19 protein-coding genes and 1 pseudogene are annotated in these 18629 nt (G+C 35.1%); 14 read left to right on the top strand and 6 right to left on the bottom strand.

Going from position 1 to position 18629, the window contains the following annotated elements; genetic code table 11:
* Window positions 1-11 precede the first annotated feature (11 nt).
* From NST77_RS15130 to NST77_RS15115, 4 genes and pseudogenes are all read left to right on the top strand, one after another.
* Window positions 12-155: a hypothetical protein gene (locus tag NST77_RS15130; protein WP_341122616.1), complete on the top strand. Its 144-nt coding sequence runs from the start codon at window positions 12-14 to the stop codon at window positions 153-155.
* 51 nt (window positions 156-206) lie between these two features.
* Window positions 207-764: pseudogene (locus NST77_RS15125) on the top strand (extracellular solute-binding protein); the annotation flags it as partial.
* A gap of 78 nt (window positions 765-842) precedes the next feature.
* The gene (locus NST77_RS15120; RefSeq protein ID WP_095330419.1) at window positions 843-1715 is read left to right on the top strand and encodes a carbohydrate ABC transporter permease; all 873 of its coding nucleotides are present in this window, start codon (window positions 843-845) and stop codon (window positions 1713-1715) included.
* A gap of 61 nt (window positions 1716-1776) precedes the next feature.
* Window positions 1777-2589, top strand: a complete 813-nt coding sequence (locus NST77_RS15115; RefSeq protein WP_206426436.1) for a carbohydrate ABC transporter permease — start codon at window positions 1777-1779, stop codon at window positions 2587-2589.
* Between the two features lie 155 nt (window positions 2590-2744).
* Here NST77_RS15115 and NST77_RS15110 read toward each other — a convergent pair whose 3' ends face one another.
* Window positions 2745-3608: an aldo/keto reductase gene (locus NST77_RS15110; protein ID WP_095330421.1), complete on the bottom strand. Its 864-nt coding sequence runs from the start codon at window positions 3606-3608 to the stop codon at window positions 2745-2747.
* A gap of 79 nt (window positions 3609-3687) precedes the next feature.
* On the opposite strand from NST77_RS15110, the gene NST77_RS15105 reads away from it, so the two are divergent.
* A complete protein-coding gene (locus NST77_RS15105; RefSeq protein ID WP_163187837.1) occupies window positions 3688-3927 on the top strand; it encodes a hypothetical protein in 240 nt (79 codons plus the stop codon).
* 151 nt (window positions 3928-4078) lie between these two features.
* On the opposite strand, the gene katA is transcribed toward NST77_RS15105, so the two are convergent.
* Entirely contained in the window at window positions 4079-5533 is a 1455-nt protein-coding gene (gene katA, locus NST77_RS15100; protein ID WP_095330423.1) for a catalase KatA, read from the bottom strand.
* 379 nt (window positions 5534-5912) lie between these two features.
* Between katA and NST77_RS15095 the strand changes: the two genes are divergently transcribed.
* From NST77_RS15095 to NST77_RS15085, 3 genes are all read left to right on the top strand, one after another.
* A complete protein-coding gene (locus NST77_RS15095) occupies window positions 5913-6443 on the top strand; it encodes a shikimate kinase (RefSeq protein WP_095330424.1) in 531 nt (176 codons plus the stop codon).
* A 25-nt stretch (window positions 6444-6468) separates the two neighbouring features.
* Entirely contained in the window at window positions 6469-7233 is a 765-nt protein-coding gene (gene aroD / locus NST77_RS15090) for a type I 3-dehydroquinate dehydratase (protein WP_095330450.1), read from the top strand.
* 145 nt (window positions 7234-7378) lie between these two features.
* A complete protein-coding gene (locus tag NST77_RS15085; RefSeq protein WP_123258178.1) occupies window positions 7379-8752 on the top strand; it encodes an aldehyde dehydrogenase in 1374 nt (457 codons plus the stop codon).
* 66 nt (window positions 8753-8818) lie between these two features.
* On the opposite strand, the gene NST77_RS15080 is transcribed toward NST77_RS15085, so the two are convergent.
* Entirely contained in the window at window positions 8819-9361 is a 543-nt protein-coding gene (locus NST77_RS15080; RefSeq protein WP_095330426.1) for a hypothetical protein, read from the bottom strand.
* A 150-nt stretch (window positions 9362-9511) separates the two neighbouring features.
* Between NST77_RS15080 and cdaS the strand changes: the two genes are divergently transcribed.
* Window positions 9512-10138: a sporulation-specific diadenylate cyclase CdaS gene (gene cdaS / locus NST77_RS15075; RefSeq protein ID WP_095330451.1), complete on the top strand. Its 627-nt coding sequence runs from the start codon at window positions 9512-9514 to the stop codon at window positions 10136-10138.
* Window positions 10139-10378: 240 nt separating this feature from the next.
* Here the strand turns inward: cdaS and NST77_RS15070 are convergent, their stop codons facing one another.
* From NST77_RS15070 to NST77_RS15060, 3 genes are all read right to left on the bottom strand, one after another.
* Entirely contained in the window at window positions 10379-11200 is an 822-nt protein-coding gene (locus tag NST77_RS15070; RefSeq protein ID WP_341123164.1) for an STAS domain-containing protein, read from the bottom strand.
* Between the two features lie 181 nt (window positions 11201-11381).
* Complete coding sequence (locus NST77_RS15065) at window positions 11382-11675, bottom strand: spore coat protein (RefSeq protein WP_235850282.1); 294 nt, start codon at window positions 11673-11675, stop codon at window positions 11382-11384.
* Between the two features lie 16 nt (window positions 11676-11691).
* The gene (locus tag NST77_RS15060; RefSeq protein ID WP_095330428.1) at window positions 11692-11886 is read right to left on the bottom strand and encodes a spore coat protein; all 195 of its coding nucleotides are present in this window, start codon (window positions 11884-11886) and stop codon (window positions 11692-11694) included.
* 235 nt (window positions 11887-12121) lie between these two features.
* Here NST77_RS15060 and NST77_RS15055 point away from each other — a divergent pair, with 235 nt between their 5' ends.
* The 5 genes from NST77_RS15055 (at window position 12122) to NST77_RS15035 (ending at window position 18592) form a co-directional block, all read left to right on the top strand.
* On the top strand, window positions 12122-12760 hold the full coding sequence (locus NST77_RS15055) for a YesL family protein (protein WP_095330429.1): 639 nt from the start codon (window positions 12122-12124) through the stop codon (window positions 12758-12760).
* 18 nt (window positions 12761-12778) lie between these two features.
* Window positions 12779-14530 (top strand): sensor histidine kinase, encoded by a 1752-nt coding sequence (locus NST77_RS15050; RefSeq protein ID WP_123260627.1) that lies wholly within the window; start codon window positions 12779-12781, stop codon window positions 14528-14530.
* 4 nt (window positions 14531-14534) lie between these two features.
* Window positions 14535-16076, top strand: a complete 1542-nt coding sequence (locus NST77_RS15045; protein WP_341123162.1) for a response regulator transcription factor — start codon at window positions 14535-14537, stop codon at window positions 16074-16076.
* 180 nt (window positions 16077-16256) lie between these two features.
* The gene (locus NST77_RS15040; RefSeq protein WP_095330433.1) at window positions 16257-17546 is read left to right on the top strand and encodes an ABC transporter substrate-binding protein; all 1290 of its coding nucleotides are present in this window, start codon (window positions 16257-16259) and stop codon (window positions 17544-17546) included.
* Window positions 17547-17692: 146 nt separating this feature from the next.
* Window positions 17693-18592, top strand: coding sequence for a carbohydrate ABC transporter permease (locus NST77_RS15035; RefSeq protein ID WP_341123161.1), 900 nt, complete (start codon window positions 17693-17695; stop codon window positions 18590-18592).
* Window positions 18593-18629 lie beyond the last annotated feature (37 nt).

Here is an 18629-nt window from a genome sequence, read left to right as displayed (position 1 = left end):
TTCCTATTAACGTGGTAAGGGATTTCGATTTAATGGATGATGGAGATCCGACAACTCCTCCTATGTTTGCATGTGAAAAATGTGGGGGTGAAATGTATCCTGAGTATTATAAAGGGGTACATGGCATAGAGTACAAATTATCGGATATTCTCTAACCATGAAAAGGACCGGGCTATGCCCGGTTTTTCTTACATGATTTAGTTTCCAATGGAAATGCAGTATATGCAGGTTCGCTACCACAAGGTCAAGGGGTTGATGCCATGTTTATGTCTAATCAAGTAGGTATGGTAGCAGGTGGTCGCTGGTTTACTCCCCAATTCGATCAAAATCCTAGTTTAGATTACGATTATATCTATTTTCCGAGTAACACCAAAGAAAAACAAGAAATGGTAAGTGTACCAGTGGCATATATGTCAGTAAATAAGAAAAGTGAACATTTGGAAGAAGCGATGAAATTTGTATCTTATTATGTTGGTAAAGAAGGGCAAGAAGCAAGAACTGGTAAAGGCGGAAATGCACTCCCATCTCTTCCTGCCGCAGATGAAAATGCATTAGAAGGTAATAGTGAAAAACATATGGAGTATTTATTTGATGGGCGGAATAATGGTTTTACACATGGTTCAAACTTTGCACGTGATGCCCAATTTGCAGGATTAACGACTGAAATATCGGAGACAATTGACTTAATGTTCCTTGGTAAAGAAGACGCTGATACTACTATTGATAAGGTAATTAAGATAATTAATCAGTATGTGGATAAATAATTCTATCTTTCTAAAAAGAGAGAATATACCAAGAAGATAAACCTTCTTGGTATATTTTCCTAAAGGGGTGTGGGGCAGTTGGCTAGAAAAAATGCGAATTTATGGGGTTTTCTTTTTATTAGTCCTCAGTTATTAGGGTTGCTGTTTTTTTCGTTAGTTCCATTAATCTATGCCTTTTATTTAAGCTTTACAGACTGGAGTGGATTTGGGAGTAGCAGCTTTATTGGAATATCTAATTATATTAATCAAATAAATAACCCTGATTTTTGGAAGGCAATGGTTAATACAATCTATTATATGTTTTTAGTTGTACCTATTGGAATTGCGTTAGCGCTAATTTTAGCTGTTGCCCTTAATAAAGTAAAAGGTAAAGCAATCTACCGTGTCTTTTTCTTTATGCCTGTAGTAACAAGTTCAGTTTCTGTAGGGATAATATTTATGTGGATTCTAAATGGAGATTTCGGTATTTTAAACGAATTGTTATCCTATATTGGGATAACTGGACCTCATTGGTTAACTGATACTAAGTGGGTAATACCTTCCATTGCATTATTAAGTATATGGTGGGGACTTGGATATAACATGGTAATTTTCTTGGCAGGACTACAAGGCATATCAAGGAGCTATTATGAAGCTGCAGAAATGGATGGGGCAAATGCTATTCAGAAATTTAGGCACATAACGTTACCATTACTAACACCAACTACCTTTTTTGTAACAATCATGACCATCATTTCTTCCTTCCAAGTATTTGACCAAGCATTTGTTATGACAAATGGTGGACCTGCAAAGGCAAGTTATACCATTGTCTTCCACATTTATGATCAGGCATTTGTTGATTTTACGATGGGAAAGAGTGCCGCTGCTTCCATGATATTATTCGTTATTATTTTAATCTTTACACTTATCCAATTTAAATTTCAAAAAAGGTGGGTGTTTTATGGAGAATAAATATGAATTAAATACTGGTACTAACTTTGACATCCCAAAAGCACGTAAGAGACGAACATTTATGCCAAAATTAGTTCTGCATTTTGTATTAGGATTTGGTGCACTAGTGATGATATTCCCGTTTATTTGGACGATCCTTAGTTCCTTAAAGGATATGTCCCAAATATTTGTTATTCCGCCAAAATGGATTCCTGACCCTTTTGTTTGGAGTAATTTTCTTAATTCTTTACAGGCAATGCCCTTTAATTTAGCGTATTTTAATAGCTTTTATATTACTGTTATTATCGTGGGCTTTACATTATTCACTGCTTCAATGGCAGCTTATGCCTTTGCAAAAATTAATTTTAAAGGTGCCAATCTTCTTTTTATTTTATTTCTGGCTACGATGATGATACCAAAGCAGGTTACAATGATTCCTTTATATTTGGTAATGGATAAATTAGGTTGGTTAGATACTCATTTAACATTAATTGTACCAGGAGCACTATTTAATGCTTTTGCAGTATTTTTATTAAGACAATTTGTTATGGGGATTCCAAAAGAGTTAGAAGAGGCAGCTATTATGGACGGTGCAGGATATGTTCGAATATATTGGAATATCATATTGCCATTACTTCGACCTGCTTTAGCTGCCATTGGTATTTTTACTTTTATGCAATCTTGGAATAACTTTCTTGATCCTTTGATATATCTGAATTCTCCTGAGAACTTTACTGTGCCTTTATTATTAAATTCTTTCAAAGGGTTATATACAGCTGACTGGTCGTTAATGATGGCAGGTACAGTCATATCTATTATTCCAGTATTAATTGTGTATATTATTGCACAGCGTCATATTATTGAAGGAATATCCATAACAGGCATGAAGGGATAAGTATATGGGGTTAATAATTTGATTGTTTGTTTTAATATATCTTAAGCTCCTGTAAAATCTTCTGCTGATAAATGCACAGAACTATATTGTGTTTGGTAGAGTGGTAGGAGGTTATACGCCTCCTACCATTCTATAATAGACTAAATATAGGGACATTATTTTGAAGCAGCTTCCTGCATTGCTTTAAACCGTTCGATATCATCAGGATTCCCAAAGCTCCGTTCGTTTGTATCGAGGGAAGTAATGGTTTTTATATCTTCTGAATCAAGTGCAAAACCAAATAAATCAGCATTTTCTATAATACGATGCTCATGAACAGATTTAGGAATAATGATGGTATCACGTTCTAAATGCCATCTTAGAATTACTTGAGCAACTGTTTTATTGTGTTTTTTAGCAATCTCCGTTAAAGCTGGTAAATTGAATAATCCATTCTTACCTTGTCCAAGCGGAGCCCAAGCTTCATGTGCAATATTGTGTTGTGCTAAGTAATTTCTTAGTTCCACCTGTTGGAAAAGAGGATGTGTCTCAACTTGATTTAGCATAGGGGTAATTCTTGCTGTTTCAGCTAATTTTTCTAAATGATGGATTTGGAAGTTGCATACACCAATTGCGCGAACTAACCCTTCTTCATAAAGATCTTCCATTGCTCTCCATGTTTCTTCAAATCCTGGTGCAGCCCAGTGAATAAGATAAAGATCTAAATAATCTAACTGAAGCTTCTTTAAAGATTCATGAAATGCCTTCTTAGTTTCTTCATAACCAAAATCTGTTACCCACACTTTTGTGGTGATAAACAATTCCTCACGAGAGACACCAGCAGCTTTTATCGCATTGCCTACAAATTCTTCGTTTTCATATCTTGTAGCGGTATCAATGGAACGATAACCATTTTTTATGGCAGTAAGGACACTTTCTTCACATTCTTTTGGATCTTTTACTAAGAAAACGCCAAAACCTAAATACGGAATTTCTACGCCATTGCTTAGTTTCTTTGTTGAATTGATTGATAATTCCATCTTTTCACCTCGTTAGAATATAGTTTTTCTATTTTAAGAGTAGCGCTTTCTTGAAGGATTATCAAATAATTGAGATGAAATGGATCGATTGTACGATGGGAAGTCGCAAGCAAAAAGCGGAAAGTCGCAAGCAAAAGGTTCGGAGTCGCAAGCAAAAAGCGGAAAGTCGCAAGCAAGAAGTTCGGAATCGCAAGTAAAAAGCGGAAAGTCGCAAGCAAGAGTTCGGAATCACAAGCAAAATGCCGAAACTCGCAATTATATGCCAAAAGCAGCAAGCATTAAGGCAAATGCCGCAATGAAAATAATTCCGACAAAATAACTGCTACAGATTTATCATAAAAATACGTTTGTGTCTAATTCAAAAGGGGTACTGTATCAACAAACAACAGGTTGTAATCTTTTTAGTGTTACAACCTCCTCCAAATAGAAAAGAAAAACCCTCAAAAAAGAGGGTTTTTCGCCAATTATTATTATTTTACTGTTTCGGGAACACTTAGACCCAAGCCTTCAGCAACTTTTGTGCCGTATTCAGGATCTGCTTTGTAGAAGTGACCGATTTGACGAAGCTTGATTTCTTCTAATGCTACAGGCTTCATTGCACCAACAATGTTTGCGACTAATCTTTCGCGTTCTTCTGTAGTCATTAGACGATATAAATCTCCTGCTTGTGTGTAGTGATCATTATGATCATATGCTGCACTTTCGGCTACTCCAGATACTGCAAATGGCGTTGTTTTGTTTTCAGGTGTTTCTTTTGGACCACTAAAGCTATTTGGCTCATAATAAACAGAACCGCCGCCATTGCCATCAAAGCGCATTTGACCATCACGCTGATAGTTATTTACTTCGTTGCGAGGACGGTTAATTGGAAGGGCATTATGGTTTGCACCTACACGGTAGCGATGTGCGTCACTGTAAGCAAATAAACGGCCTTGTAGCATTTTGTCTGGTGACACTTCTACACCAGGTACTAATGTTCCAGGAGAGAATGTAGCTTGCTCCACTTCTGCAAAATAGTTTTCTGGGTTGCGATCAAGTACCATACGACCAACTTCGATTAACGGATAATCTTTTTGTGACCATACTTTTGTTACATCGAATGGATCAAAACGATACGTATCGGCATCCTCTAATGGCATAATTTGCACATAAAGTGTCCAAGCAGGAAAATCTCCTTTTTCTATTGCATTAAATAAATCTTCTGTATGATAATCAGGATTCTCTCCAGCAAGTTTAGCAGCTAAATTAACATCCAGGTTTTTAACCCCTTGTTCTGTTTTAAAATGATATTTAACCCAAACGCCTTCTCCCTCTTCATTTACCCATTTAAAAGTATGGCTTCCGAAACCATGCATATGACGTAATGTTGCTGGAATACCACGATCTGACATCAGGATAGTTACTTGATGTAAAGATTCAGGTGAATGAGACCAGAAATCCCATACAGCTGTTGGGTTTTTTAAATGTGTTTTTGGATCTCTTTTTTGTGTATGGATGAAATCAGGGAATTTAATGGCATCACGAATAAAGAATACAGGTGTATTATTACCAACGATATCATAATTTCCCTCTTCTGTATAAAACTTCACCGCAAATCCACGTGGATCACGAACAGTATCCGCAGAACCTAGCTCCCCTGCAACTGTTGAAAAACGGATAAACATTGGAGTTCTTTTTCCTACTTCAGATAAGAAGTTAGCTTTTGTGTATTTCGTTAAGTCATTTGTCACTTCGAAGTATCCATGAGCTCCAGCCCCTTTAGCATGAACAACTCGCTCAGGTACACGTTCTCTATTAAAATGAGCTAATTTTTCAAGTAAATGTACATCTTGGATTAATGTTGGTCCACGATGGCCAGCAGTAATAGAATTTTGGTTGTCCCCAACTGGTGCTCCCCAGCTAGTCGTTAATCGATTATTTGACATATAAAAAATCACCTCATAATTTAGTTCTTTAGCATATGTATATTATAATATCATCTATAATCAAAAAATCAATATAATTTTATAATAATTATAAATAAGTTCTAAAATAGTAATTTACAAATTGCGTTTAACCATTAAAACTATGTAATACTTGATAGGATTAGAAAATTGAAAAAATAGCTAATAGAGAAAAGAGGTGTATGAATGAGAATATAGGTTAGAAGAAGAACGGATTTTTCGAAAGAAGCTAGCCTTTATCCACTGCATTATATGTGAGATGAAACAGATTTATTCCGATAATCTGCTAGGATATAGACTCGATTTCCCTTATAATGAAAAGAAAGATTTTGCCGGATATAGTTATAGGGGGCTTCATTTCATGCTGCAGAATGAATCAATGAAAGAGAAAAGTATTTTTTTAATAGGGTTTATGGGAGTCGGAAAAACGACGATCGGAAAAGAATTAGCGAAAAAGCTTCAGCGCGAATTTGCGGATGTTGATCATCAGATAGAAGAAAAGTATAACATGACCATTCCAGAAATTTTTAGCCATTATGGAGAAGCTTTTTTTCGAAAAAAAGAAAAAGAACTAATTAAGGCGTTATCGGAACAGAAGGGGAAAGTGATTTCGCTTGGAGGAGGAGCTTTTCTACAAGAAGATATTCGCAATGTTTGTCTAGAAAAGGGGATTGTTATATATATCGATATGTCCTTTGAGGCATGGAAAAAAAGAATCCCATTTATTATTGATAGTAGACCTGTACTGCAAGGAAAGACTGAAGATGAAATAAAGGTATTGTTTAATGCGAGAAAAGAAATTTATAGGAACCACCATCTGAAAGTCACAACCGATGGAAACAAGGTAGAGGAAACTGTTGATACTATTATAGATTCTTTGGATATTACTTAGAAGAAAGCTGTTGGAGGGGAAAATGGTGAGTAAAAGCATAAAGGTAAGAGAGGTTATTATTGGAGAAGGAATCCCCAAAATTTGTGTTTCTCTTATTGGTAGAACAAAAGAAGAGCTAAGGGAAGAAGCAGCAGCCTTAAAGGAGCTGAGGATAGATATCCTTGAATGGCGTGCAGATTATTTCACAGAAATAAATAATAAAAAAAGGGTAATAGAAATGCTGCAGCAAGTAAGAGAAATAATTGGCAATATTCCTTTACTATTTACATTTCGTACAGCAAAAGAGGGGGGCGAAAGACAAATAGAGGAGCAAGAATATTTCTCGTTATACAAAAGTGTGCTAGAAACAGGACTGATTGATTTACTAGACATAGAGTTATTCATGGAGGCGGAAGCCATTAAAGAAGTTGTAAATATGGCCCATTCTAAACAAATTGCCGTTGTCGTATCTAATCATGATTTTGACAAAACACCATCTAAGGAAGAAATTGTTTCACGCCTACAAATGGCGCGCCAGCTAGGTGCTGATATTCCCAAAATTGCGGTCATGCCAAAATCAGTTAAGGATGTTATAGCATTATTAGATGCGACTGTTACGATGAAGGAAGAAGCCCCCAATCAACCGATTGTCACGATGTCAATGGGAGGAAAAGGAGCTGTGAGCAGGATGGCAGGAGAAGTATTTGGGTCTGCAATTACATTTGCTGCAGCAAATAAGGCATCTGCACCAGGACAAATTCCATTAGAAGAGTTGAGAACTATTTTAAATGTTTTACATAAAAGCTTATAACAAGGATTTCGTGTAAGAAACCTCATTCTTATACGAAATCCTTGTTGTTATTTTTTAACTGTGTTTTTTTAAACTTGCTTATAGGAAGAATTACTTGATACACTCATCATTAAAATAATACCCATTAAGGGAGCGTAAATAGAAAATGGAAGTAAATCAAAGATTAGAACAAACAAATTCATTCTATTCGACGCAAGCAACATTGCCCCTTGCTTTTCGAATAGAACAGCTGGAAAAATTAAAAAATGCTATTTTAGAAAAAGAACCTCTTCTTATAAAGGCATTGCAGAAAGACTTGGGAAAGCATCCTTTTGAATCCTATGCCTCTGAAATTGGCTTTGTACTTCAGAGTATTCGTCATACAAAGAGACACTTAAAGAGATGGATGAAGCCCCAAAAAGCAAAAAGTACATGGAGTCTATTTCCTTCAACGGGGAAAACTGTATATGAGCCATATGGAACGGTGCTTATTATCGGTCCATTTAACTATCCTTTTCAATTATTAATCGAGCCTTTAATTGGGGCCATCGCCGCAGGAAATTGTGCGATCTTAAAGCCTTCAGAGCTTGTACCAACAGTTTCAGCTGTTGTAACAGACATGATAAATAATATCTTTGAGCCTGCCTATATTAGTGCGGTAGAAGGGGGGATAGAAACGAATCAAGCATTGATACAGGCTAATTTTGATTATATTTTCTTTACAGGCAGTACGAAGGTAGGGAAAATTGTGATGGAAGCAGCGTCTCAGCACTTAACACCTGTAACGCTTGAATTAGGTGGGAAAAGTCCAGTAATCATCGATGAGACTGCAAATTTAAATATAGCGGCCAAACGTATTATTTGGGGAAAAACGTTAAATGCCGGACAAACATGTGTAGCACCAGATTATATTATGGTACATGAGTCAGTTAAAGAACCCTTGATTGCTGAAATGAAAAAGACACTAGGGAACTATTTTGGAGAAGAGATTGAAGATAAAGAAGACTTTGGCCGAATTGTGAGTGATCGACATTTTCAGCGTTTAATAGCAATGCTAGAAGCTGATCGGAAGACCATCCTTTTTGGCGGGAAGAACAATCGAGATACACGTTTTATTGAACCCACGCTACTGGATGCTACGTGGGATTCCGCAACAATGCAAGAAGAAATCTTTGGACCGCTTTTGCCTATTTTAACTTATACAAATCTAGATGAAGCAATGAAGTCGATTAGGAAGCTGGATAAACCGTTAGCACTCTACCTTTTTACAAACAATAAGGAAACAGAAGCAAAAGTGATTCGTTGCCTATCATCAGGAGGTGTTTGTATTAATGATGTGTTAACCCACATTGTCCCGCCTAGTCTGCCTTTTGGCGGTGTAGGCGCCTCGGGAATGGGAGCTTATCATGGTGAATACAGTTTTAAAACATTCTCACATCAAAAAAGTATTCTTAGGAAAAGTACTAAAGTAGATATTCCGTTTCTTTTTCCACCATACACGAAAAGGAAAGAGAAGGTAATTCGCAAAGTACTTAAATAATAATGAAGTGAAGAACCCCAATGACATGTATATAAAAAACTGAAAGAGAGTGGAACTTCTTAAAGATTAGTTCCCTCTAAATTCAGTAATTCCAAAAGTCTGCTCATAATTATAGCCATTAAAATAAATATCTAAATCGTGGAAGTAGCGATGCAGATTCCGCATGGCGACACGATCATCTTTCTCTGCCACTATTTGAGCATTTGTGCTAATATCACTAATATCCTGCTTAATTTGCTCATTGTTAACCTTTATATTCTTTATAGCCTCAAGGATGGCTAAAGCTGCTTCTTTTTGTTTATCATAGTTTGTTGTTTCCAGTCTGCCCCAACCTAATGTTTCATTATAAAAATTATGCCATTTAGAAATAAAGGTGTGTCCACTTGTGCCATCTGCCAGAACAACCACTTCCTCATTGACCGGTGTATTGACCTGTTCTTTATCAAAGCTTTCTTCTGTCTCCGATGAAGCTTGTTTTACAACTGGACGGTCGTTTTCTTTCTGCATGGGGGATTTGCTGTCAAATAATGATTGGAAAATAAAATAGGAAGAAACTCCTATTGCGGTAACAGATAGTAAAATTATAATAGTCCAAGTCCAAAATTTCATATGTAAAATTTTGCCTCCCTAAGTAATATTCAACTATCAGTCTATCATTTGCGAAAAGGGAATACAATCATGCAAAACCCTTTGAATGATTATCTTGCTTGTATAAATTCATTAAAGCTGGACAAGGTAACAAAAAAAGGGAGTGTTGGTATGGAAGGAGACAACCATTTACCTAATGAGTTTAATCAGGAGATGCATCAATTATTGGAGGATTTAGAGGCGGAACTTAGCGAACTAAAAAATACGCTGGATGAAAAAGATTGCTGTATTTTAAACGATTTTGAGGAAGTAAATAAGTTATTTAAAAGTATTCATCATCGTGCAGCTACATTTTATTTACAATTATATTTAAAGCCATATACTAAGAATTTAGAAATCCTTACTGCTAGCGCCCAAGCTCTTTCTGATAAACGACATGGAGCGTTAATAGCTATTAAGCGTAAGGATTCTTTAGACAGATTGATTCATTCTGGAATCCCCTTACATGCAAAATTATCTGCTTCTTTACTAGAAGCAATTTTTTATCCTGGAAACCCATTGCACGATGGGGGAGTGTTAATCGAAGAGGATTCGATTATTTCTGCAGGCAATATATTTCCAACTGCAAGTAAATTTAACGGTAAGGATAAATTAGGAACAAGACATAGAGCAGCCATTGGGTTAAGTGAAATATCAGATGCATTAGTGATTGTTGTATCAGAGGAAACTGGGAGAATATCGTTTACATTGGATGGAGTATTATATCCCATTCAGCCAGGTGAGATAAATATAACCTAGCAGTATAGGAGTAGAATTAAAAAATTTGCATGGGGAAATACCATTCAAAAATAAAGAAACCTAAATACACGGTCGCCCTCCATAGAAGCTGTTAGAATGTCCGAATCCTTTTAGTATGAAGCGAACTAGCCTTCGCCTCTTAGGAAGCAAGGTGTATTCAGGTTGAAGAGTTGAATTTCAACTTATATTCAGATCACTATTTACAGATGATTACTATCTACAGTATTTTCAATAGAAACCTTAAAGAATATTCTTTAAGGTTTCTTGGAGGGTGCCTCTAGTTTCAGCATTTTTTTCAAAATGAATACCGGCATGCACCATTTTTTTTACTAACTCTGGTCTTAGTCCAGTAAGGATGGCATTACAACCCATCATAGAAATACCAGCTAATACTTTTTCAAAATAATCAATTACATCCATTTCCATTTTTGCTGTACCTGAAAGATCTATTACTAATGTTTGGATTTTTGAATCTGATATATCGTTTAAAACTTTCTCCTCAATTACTTTAATTCTATACGAGTCAATGGTACCGATTAATGGTAAGACGGAAATAGATTGTTTAATAGGAATAATGGGAACAGATAAATGTTCAACCATTTTTCTTTGTTTATTCAGCATCTCATCTTTATAATGCGTATAGCTAAGGAAAAAATTATTTAAAAATTGATCTATCTTTTCATTAAATAATTTTTCCATGCCATAATAATCCTCGCGATTATGAATGATATCCTTATCCTTATCAATCATTCTAATAAAATGCCATAATGTTCTTCTGATGGCTTGAACCCATTCTAGCTTTAACTCTAAGGTCAAAGAGTGTTTAGCCCATGCAATTCCTTCTACTTTGGCAAAAGAAATTAAATCTGCCTCTTGTTGATCTACTGTGTAAAATATCAATTTTTTGGCGTTTTTTAATAAATCAATATTGCCTTTATTTAATATATCAGTAATTTTTATCGATACGTTTGTTGCTTCTGTCAGTAATTTTTGATTGAAGGTGTTCCCATTCTCATTAATGAAATTTTTTAATTCGTCCTTTATGTACATTATTGTGTTCATTTTCGTTACTCCCATGGATTCAATTTAAGTATGAAAAATACTAAACTACACAAATAATAGTTTTTAATAAAACATCTTTACCCTATTATAAACATATTTAAACCTCAAATATTAAAATATTGATTTAAAGTTTAAAAAAGAAGGAGATAAGCTGACTATATCACTTATCTCCTTTTTTTATTTATTTTACTAATTCTAATGATTGGTCTAATTTTTCTTTATCATGCTCTAATTGTTTATCCACATCATAGGCATAGTACATATTATTTTTAATCATATAGTTGGCGATTTTAGCATGATTGTCAATCGCTTCATTGAGTTGTTTCTTAAGGATTTCTCTTACTTGTGGAGAAGCTGTCTCTGTTAAGGCAACGGCGTACGTTCTTACCGTTGCTTTAGCAGAAACCAGTAGCTCCGTAGCAATTAACTCATCACTCATTTTTCCAGTGGCCTTTAATTTATCCATGAAACTCATTCTAATCACCTTCCCTTTATTGTTTTAGAATTTGCTGCAGTTCTTTGATTGCTTTCTCTGAACTGGATACATCATTATCTAGAATTGCTTTTAAAGTATCATCTTCAACCAGGGATTGTAATGCATAGGATTTTACTAGACAACTCTGTTTTAACGTCAGTACTTCATGTAATTCTAACGTTTCATGTATTGCTAATTTAGTAGAAGCCATGTTTCCTCTTCCTCCTCCTGTTGGACTTGTCTTTTCTGTACTTGATATAGCCGCAATTGGATAGATTTAAACCAATTGCGTATCCGATAGGAGTGAAATGAGCCGGTTAATTATTTCTAGAATTGGGATATTATAGAAATTTTTCGATTGATTTTCCTTATCTTTACACTAGGATATGTAAAGGCTTACAAAATTAGTGTACAATAGTTAAAAATATAATAAGGGAGATGGGAGATTGGTACACAGTTTAACAAATGGTGTCTATAAGTTTTGTGAATGGGTAACGCGACTAGCTTATGTAAATTTACTATGGATCTTCTTTACAGTTTTAGGATTGGGATTTTTTGGATGGATGCCAGCAAGTATTGCTCTGTTTTCCATTACAAAAAAATGGGTGAATGGGGAAAATGATATCCGCATTTTTCCTCTATTTTGGGCCAGCTATAAACAAGATTGGTGGAAAGGTAATATTCTTGGGATGATTTTCATGCTTATTTTTCTGTTGCTTTATTTGGATTTTCGGATTATTGGTATATTGGATGGCCCCACAACACTTCTTCTTTTTTTTATTTTTGGATTATTTCTTTTTTTTAGTACGACTTTTTTATATCTTCTACCAGTTTATACATACTACGATCTCAAGTTGTTACAGTGCATAAAATATGCATTTGTTATCGGATTTCTACGGCCTGCCCATACAGTAGGAATCTTTATGGCTGTATTTAGTATAGCTTTTCTGGCATCACTTCATATAACGCTTCTTCTATTCTTTAGTATTAGTACCCTTGCATTTGTTATTACCTGGCTGGCGTGCAAAGCTTTTGGCAGTATTGATCATCGTTTAAAGAAAGTGACCCAACAAAGGATTGGTTAAAAGGAAAAGGGGTTAACGATGAAACATTTCATTTTATCTATTTTAAATAAATACCGACAGTTAAAAATAAAGAAAAAGCTGACGTTAACCATTTTATTCATAATGGTTGGTTCTCTATCCTTTTTATTAATTGGATTTCAATATGCCTTTCATGTATATGATCAATTATATTATCAAAAGACAACAGAAGCATTGCATATGTCATCCAAGCAACTAGAAAAGGAATTAAAAAGTATTGAGGAAGTTTCCTTTTCCCTTATGACAGATAATAAAATTCAAACCATTTTATCGGAAATAAAGCTGGATTCCAATCCATATCAGCGATATCAGCTGGATAATCAGCTTTGGGATCTGCTGACAGAGTATGTAGGATCTTCAAAATATATACATTCGATTCATATATTTGATGCTAATGGGAGGGAATATCGAGCTGGCGGGTATACATCATCCATTATTTCGAACAAAAAGGAGAAATGGATCGAGATAGGAGAAAGAAAAAAAGGAGCTAATCAGTGGGTAACAGAGACAGACAGCAATAAGATCTTTGCTATTCGCAAAATCAGAACCCATCAGAACTTGAGTTTAGATAATTTAGGCACACTCCTTATTCAAGTCAATGTAGATAAAATTGTAGAAGACAGTGTATCAGAAAATAATAAAGTGACAAGTAATATGATGATTAGCGGAGAAGATAATCAATTCTTTTATAAAGGAATATTCAAAGAAATAGAAAATATCCCCTATTTGCCGAATCAGAAGGTCGGCTATGAAATTCAGTCAATAGGCGGTCAGAAATACTTTATTACCCATACTTCTTCCTCCTATGTTAACTGGGTTTATTGGAATATTGTGTCATTTGATTCGATTATTGCAAAAGTGCAAACAACAAAATACACTATGCTGGCGATTTTCTTTTTGCTGAACTTAGTTGTTTTATTTATGGCAATCGTTTTTTCTAGTAAACTGACAAAGCCGATAGAACAGTTAGTGTCTGCGATGAAAAATGTCCAAAAAGGAGATTTGTCCATAAAAAATACATTGCAGCCTATGCAAGCGAAAGATGAGATCGGCATTCTTACTGATCATTTTATCTTGATGATTGAACGTATTAATACATTAATCAAAGAAAACTATGAGAAACAATTATTAATTAAGGATACAGAATTTAAAGCATTACAGGCACAAATAAACCCCCATTTTTTATACAACACATTGGAATCGATTAATTGGCAGGCAAAGATGAATCGGCAAACTGATATTTCCAGTATGGTGGAGTCATTGGGTTACTTATTGCGGAATGCCATTAGTGCAAAAAATGATGCAGTTCTGTTAGAAGAGGAGATATTTATTGTAGATCATTATATAAGAATACAAAAATATCGATATGGTGACCGCTTAATTTTTCATAAAATGATACCTCCAGAGACGAAGAATTGCTATATACCTAAATTGATGATTCAGCCGCTCGTAGAAAATGCTATTCATTATGCACTCGAACAGATGATAGAGCCTTGCAAAATAACGGTCCATGCTGTTCTTAGAGAAAATAATTTGCATATTACAGTAGAGGATAATGGACCAGGAATGGAGGAGGAATTATTAGCAAAAGTTAGAAAGCAGGAAGTAAGAACAAGAGGAACTGGAATCGGCCTCTATAATATTGATTCACGGATAAAGCTTCTATACGGTGAGGAATTTGGTTTAATAATTAAAAGTAAACGAGGAACAGGAACACAAGTACATCTAATTATTCCAAATAAATGGCGGTGAGAACATGTATAGGGTAATTCTAGTAGATGATGAAAAAATCATTTTAGATGGCATTTCTAGTATTATTGACTGGGATATGTTACATACAAGGCTCGTGGGTAAGGCTGCCAATGGGATAGAAGCCTATCAATTAATTAAAAATTTACAGCCTCATATTGTTATTAGTGATATAAAGATGCCGGGATTAAATGGCATTGAGTTAGTTTCTAAAATTAAAAAGGAATATCCTTCTATCCATTTTATCCTTCTATCTGGATTTTCCGAATTTCATTTTGCGAAAAAAGCAATGGAGTATGGAGTTAAACATTATTTATTAAAGCCTTGTAACGAAAAGAAAATTATGGAAGCGATCCAACAGACGATTAGTGAAATTCGGATTAAAGAAAAAAGAAAGCGTTACTTGCTAGAAATGAAAAAGAAAATGGATACTGTGCAGCCTTTTGTAAAAAAGCAATTGCTGACAGAGCTTGTTACTAGTAAAAAATCAGAAAAAAACGTTTTAGCCTATTATCAGAGAATTTTTCATACTAGATTAGAAGATAAGAAAGTTTGTGTTGTGCTGTTTCATCTCGAAGGAGATTTTAACTATGAACATTTATTTATGTTAGAGAATGTTGGAAGCGACATTTTTGGATCACCCATTTTTTCGTCTAATATCGGAGAATATATATTGTTTCTAGTAGATGAAAATAATGGACAGGAAGAATTACAAGAGAGAATTGAAGAGATCCGTAAAAATTTCTATGCTGTCTACGAAATGGATATGACGGTTGCCGTGAGTGGAGCAGGTCCTATTACATTAACGCGAAAACTTTATCAAGAAGCGCTTGAATGTCTAAGTCATCGTTTTTATTTAGGAGAGGGAAGCATAATAACAAAAAAAGATATTCAGCAGGAACAGGAAATAAATAACTTGGAATTTGGGGATTTACCATTGTTTTTAGAAATAAAATCAGGAAATTGGAACAAAGTAAAGCAAGAGATGGACGATATATTCCAGCAAATTGCGGTTAAAAGAGATCCAATTCATTTGACAAGAACCTATGTTATTCAACTTTTTCTCACCATGATCCAAGCATGCTGTGCAAAAAGCCTGTCTGACTATATGGGGAAAATCACCTATTTACTAGAAGTGGATAGTATTCAGGCCATGAAGGAGTTTCTACTCCATCATACAAAGGAAATCACCTTTATCTATTATGAAAAACATAAATCTTCTCAGTCGCATATAATCGAGCAAATGAAAGAAATAATTAATAGTGAATTAAGCAATCCAGCCCTTTCCTTAAAGTGGGTTGCCAAACAGGTTTATATGAATGCAGATTATTTAGGCAAATTATTTAAGCAAGAAACAGGGGAAAAGTTTTCGACATATGTGACGAAAATGAGAGTGAATAAGGCAATGGAAGAAATTCAGAAGACGGATGATGTAAAAATACTAACACTGGCAGAAATGATTGGATTCGGCGATAATCCGCAATACTTTAGCCAGGTATTTAAAAAACATACTGGCTATACTCCTTCTGAATATAAGAACGCACGGTAGAAAAGCTCCTCATCTCTTTGAGAAAGAAGAGATGAGGAGCTTTTTTACTGATGGATTTTCTAAAATGAATACCTCTGTTTTTTAAACAGGATTTCTCTATTTTTTATATTCCATCATGTGATAATAACAATTAGAATCATAATGAAAGCACTTACAATAAAGAAGGAAGAGGGGGATTTGGTGAGGAAGATTCTCATTTTAGCCTTAAGTCTGTTTGTGGTAACAGCATTTAGCGGTTGTAGTGCATCTAGCAGTAACGAATCAGATGGAAAAAATGGCAGCGACAAGATTACCATCCGGTTTGCGTGGTGGGGTGGACAGCCTCGTCATGATTACACAACAAAAGTTATTGAGATGTATGAGAAGGAAAATCCTAACGTGAACATCGAGCCAGAGTTTGCTAACTGGGATGATTATTGGAAAAAGCTAGCTCCGCAGGCTGCAGCAAACCAATTACCTGATGTAATTCAAATGGATATGGCCTATTTATCTCAGTATGGAGAAAAAGGACAATTGGAAGATTTAACACCTTATCTTGAAAATGGAACAATAGATACAGCAAATATTCCTGAAAATAATATTTCAGGAGGAAAAATTGATGATAGCCTTTATGGGTTACCTGCAGGTGTGAACGTATTATCTGTTATTTCAAATGATCGCTTATTAAAAGAGGCTGGAATTGAGTTTGACAGCCAAACTTGGTCATGGGATGACTACGAAAAAACAGCCTTGCAGCTACAAGAAAAACTAGGAATCTATGGTTCGAATGGGATGCATCCCCCAGATGTATTCTTCCCATATTATTTAAGAACACAAGGGGAGCGTTTTTATAAGGAAGATGGTACAGGGTTAGCTTACAAGGATGATCAATTATTTATTGATTACTTTGAAAGACAATTGCGCTTAATCGAGGCAGATGCATCGCCAACTCCAGATGAACAAGCACAAATAAAAGGGATGGAAGATGACTTTATTGTAAAAGGTGCTACTGGATTTACATGGAATTACTCTAATCAATACTTAGCATTTTCTCAATTAACCGATGATTCACTTACTATTAACTTCCCTCCAGCACAAGAAAGTGCCTTATTCTTAAAACCAAGTATGTTATTCTCTATTCCGAAAAGTTCGAAGGTAAAAGAAGAGGCAGCAAAATTTATTGATTACTTTGTGAATAATGTGGAAGCAAATAAATTGATTAAAGGAGAAAGAGGGGTACCAGTTTCTACTGAAGTATCTGAGGCAATCAAGCCAGAGTTAAGCGAGTCAGAAACAAAAATTGTCGAATATGTGGAAGCTGCGGCACAGCATGCAACCGAGGCAGATCCGCCAGATCCAATTGGAAGCGCAGAAGTAATTAAATCACTGAAAGATGTTTCTGATCAAATATTATTTAAACAAATTAAGCCAGCAGAAGGGGCAAAGAAATTTAGAGAACAAGCAAATGAAATTCTAGGAAGAAATAAATAGGGAGCTGCTTAACCACACTATTGAAGCACATAATTTCGTTAAATCATAATATGTAAAACTTGAACTAGGCAAAAAACATATGCACGAAAAGTTCTATTTTGAATGATTCGTGCTTTATTTCTGATTAGAAAGGAGTTGGATTCGAAATGAAATCACGTGCATTAAAAGATAATTTATCCGGATACACTTTTATATCACCATTTATTATTGGATTTACGACATTTACCGTTGTGCCGATGCTTATTTCCTTATACTTATCCTTTACTAATTATGATTTATTTACAACCCCGACATGGATAGGGCTTGGTAATTATAAAGAAATGTTCTTTGGAGATGAAAAGTTTTGGAAATCATTAAGTGTTACTTTTTATTATGTACTTGCAGGCGTTCCTCTTCGTTTAATGTTTGCTTTATTTGTAGCGATGCTTTTAAACCAAAACATGAAAGGAATAGGGATTTACCGCGTACTTTTTTATCTTCCATCGATTATCGGAGGTAGTGTGGCAGTTGCGATTATGTGGCGTAATATTTTTGGAAACGAAGGAGTAATCAATGCGTTATTGTTCTTTATGGGGATTGATAAGAAAATTCTGTGGTATCAAGATCCTACAAGCGCGTTATGGACATTGATTCTACTTGCTGTATGGCAGTTTGGTTCTTCCATGCTTATCTTCCTGGCAGGGCTAAAAAATATTCCGCCAACATACTATGAAGCGGCAAGTGTAGATGGCGCAAATGCCATTCGCAAATTTTTCAAAATCACATTACCACTCTTAAGCCCCATTATTTTCTTTAATTTAGTCATGCAAACAATATCTGCCTTTATGACTTTTACACCAGCTTATATTATTTCAAAAGGGGAGGGTGGTCCTTTAGATGGTACTTTACTATACCCGCTTTATTTATTCCAAAAAGCATTTAACTTTTTCCAAATGGGATATGCATCTGCCATGGCCTGGGTAATGTTGATTATCGTAGGTCTCACCACACTCATTCTATTTAAAACATCATCCTTATGGGTTTATTACGAGTCAAAGGAGGATTAATAAAGGTGGAGACAATTAAACAAGCAACAAATAATGT

This window comes from Niallia sp. FSL W8-0177, from assembly GCF_038006285.1.
GTDB lineage: Bacteria > Bacillota > Bacilli > Bacillales > Cytobacillaceae > Niallia > Niallia circulans_A.
This window is presented reverse-complemented; position numbering and strand designations above follow the sequence as displayed.

Excerpts from the sequence above, each read along its gene's own strand:
- NST77_RS15080 (WP_095330426.1), bottom strand. The coding sequence starts at position 9,361 with ATGAAATTTTGGACTTGGACTATTATAATTTTACTATCTGTTACCGCA.
- NST77_RS15045 (WP_341123162.1), top strand. The coding sequence starts at position 14,535 with ATGTATAGGGTAATTCTAGTAGATGATGAAAAAATCATTTTAGATGGC.
- NST77_RS15105 (WP_163187837.1), top strand. The coding sequence starts at position 3,688 with ATGGATCGATTGTACGATGGGAAGTCGCAAGCAAAAAGCGGAAAGTCG.
- NST77_RS15085 (WP_123258178.1), top strand. The coding sequence starts at position 7,379 with ATGGAAGTAAATCAAAGATTAGAACAAACAAATTCATTCTATTCGACG.
- NST77_RS15115 (WP_206426436.1), top strand. The coding sequence starts at position 1,777 with ATGCCAAAATTAGTTCTGCATTTTGTATTAGGATTTGGTGCACTAGTG.
- NST77_RS15070 (WP_341123164.1), bottom strand. The coding sequence starts at position 11,200 with ATGAACACAATAATGTACATAAAGGACGAATTAAAAAATTTCATTAAT.
- katA (WP_095330423.1), bottom strand. The coding sequence starts at position 5,533 with ATGTCAAATAATCGATTAACGACTAGCTGGGGAGCACCAGTTGGGGAC.
- NST77_RS15110 (WP_095330421.1), bottom strand. The coding sequence starts at position 3,608 with ATGGAATTATCAATCAATTCAACAAAGAAACTAAGCAATGGCGTAGAA.
- NST77_RS15060 (WP_095330428.1), bottom strand. The coding sequence starts at position 11,886 with ATGGCTTCTACTAAATTAGCAATACATGAAACGTTAGAATTACATGAA.
- NST77_RS15050 (WP_123260627.1), top strand. The coding sequence starts at position 12,779 with ATGAAACATTTCATTTTATCTATTTTAAATAAATACCGACAGTTAAAA.
- NST77_RS15065 (WP_235850282.1), bottom strand. The coding sequence starts at position 11,675 with ATGAGTTTCATGGATAAATTAAAGGCCACTGGAAAAATGAGTGATGAG.
- NST77_RS15095 (WP_095330424.1), top strand. The coding sequence starts at position 5,913 with ATGCTGCAGAATGAATCAATGAAAGAGAAAAGTATTTTTTTAATAGGG.
- cdaS (WP_095330451.1), top strand. The coding sequence starts at position 9,512 with ATGGAAGGAGACAACCATTTACCTAATGAGTTTAATCAGGAGATGCAT.
- NST77_RS15035 (WP_341123161.1), top strand. The coding sequence starts at position 17,693 with ATGAAATCACGTGCATTAAAAGATAATTTATCCGGATACACTTTTATA.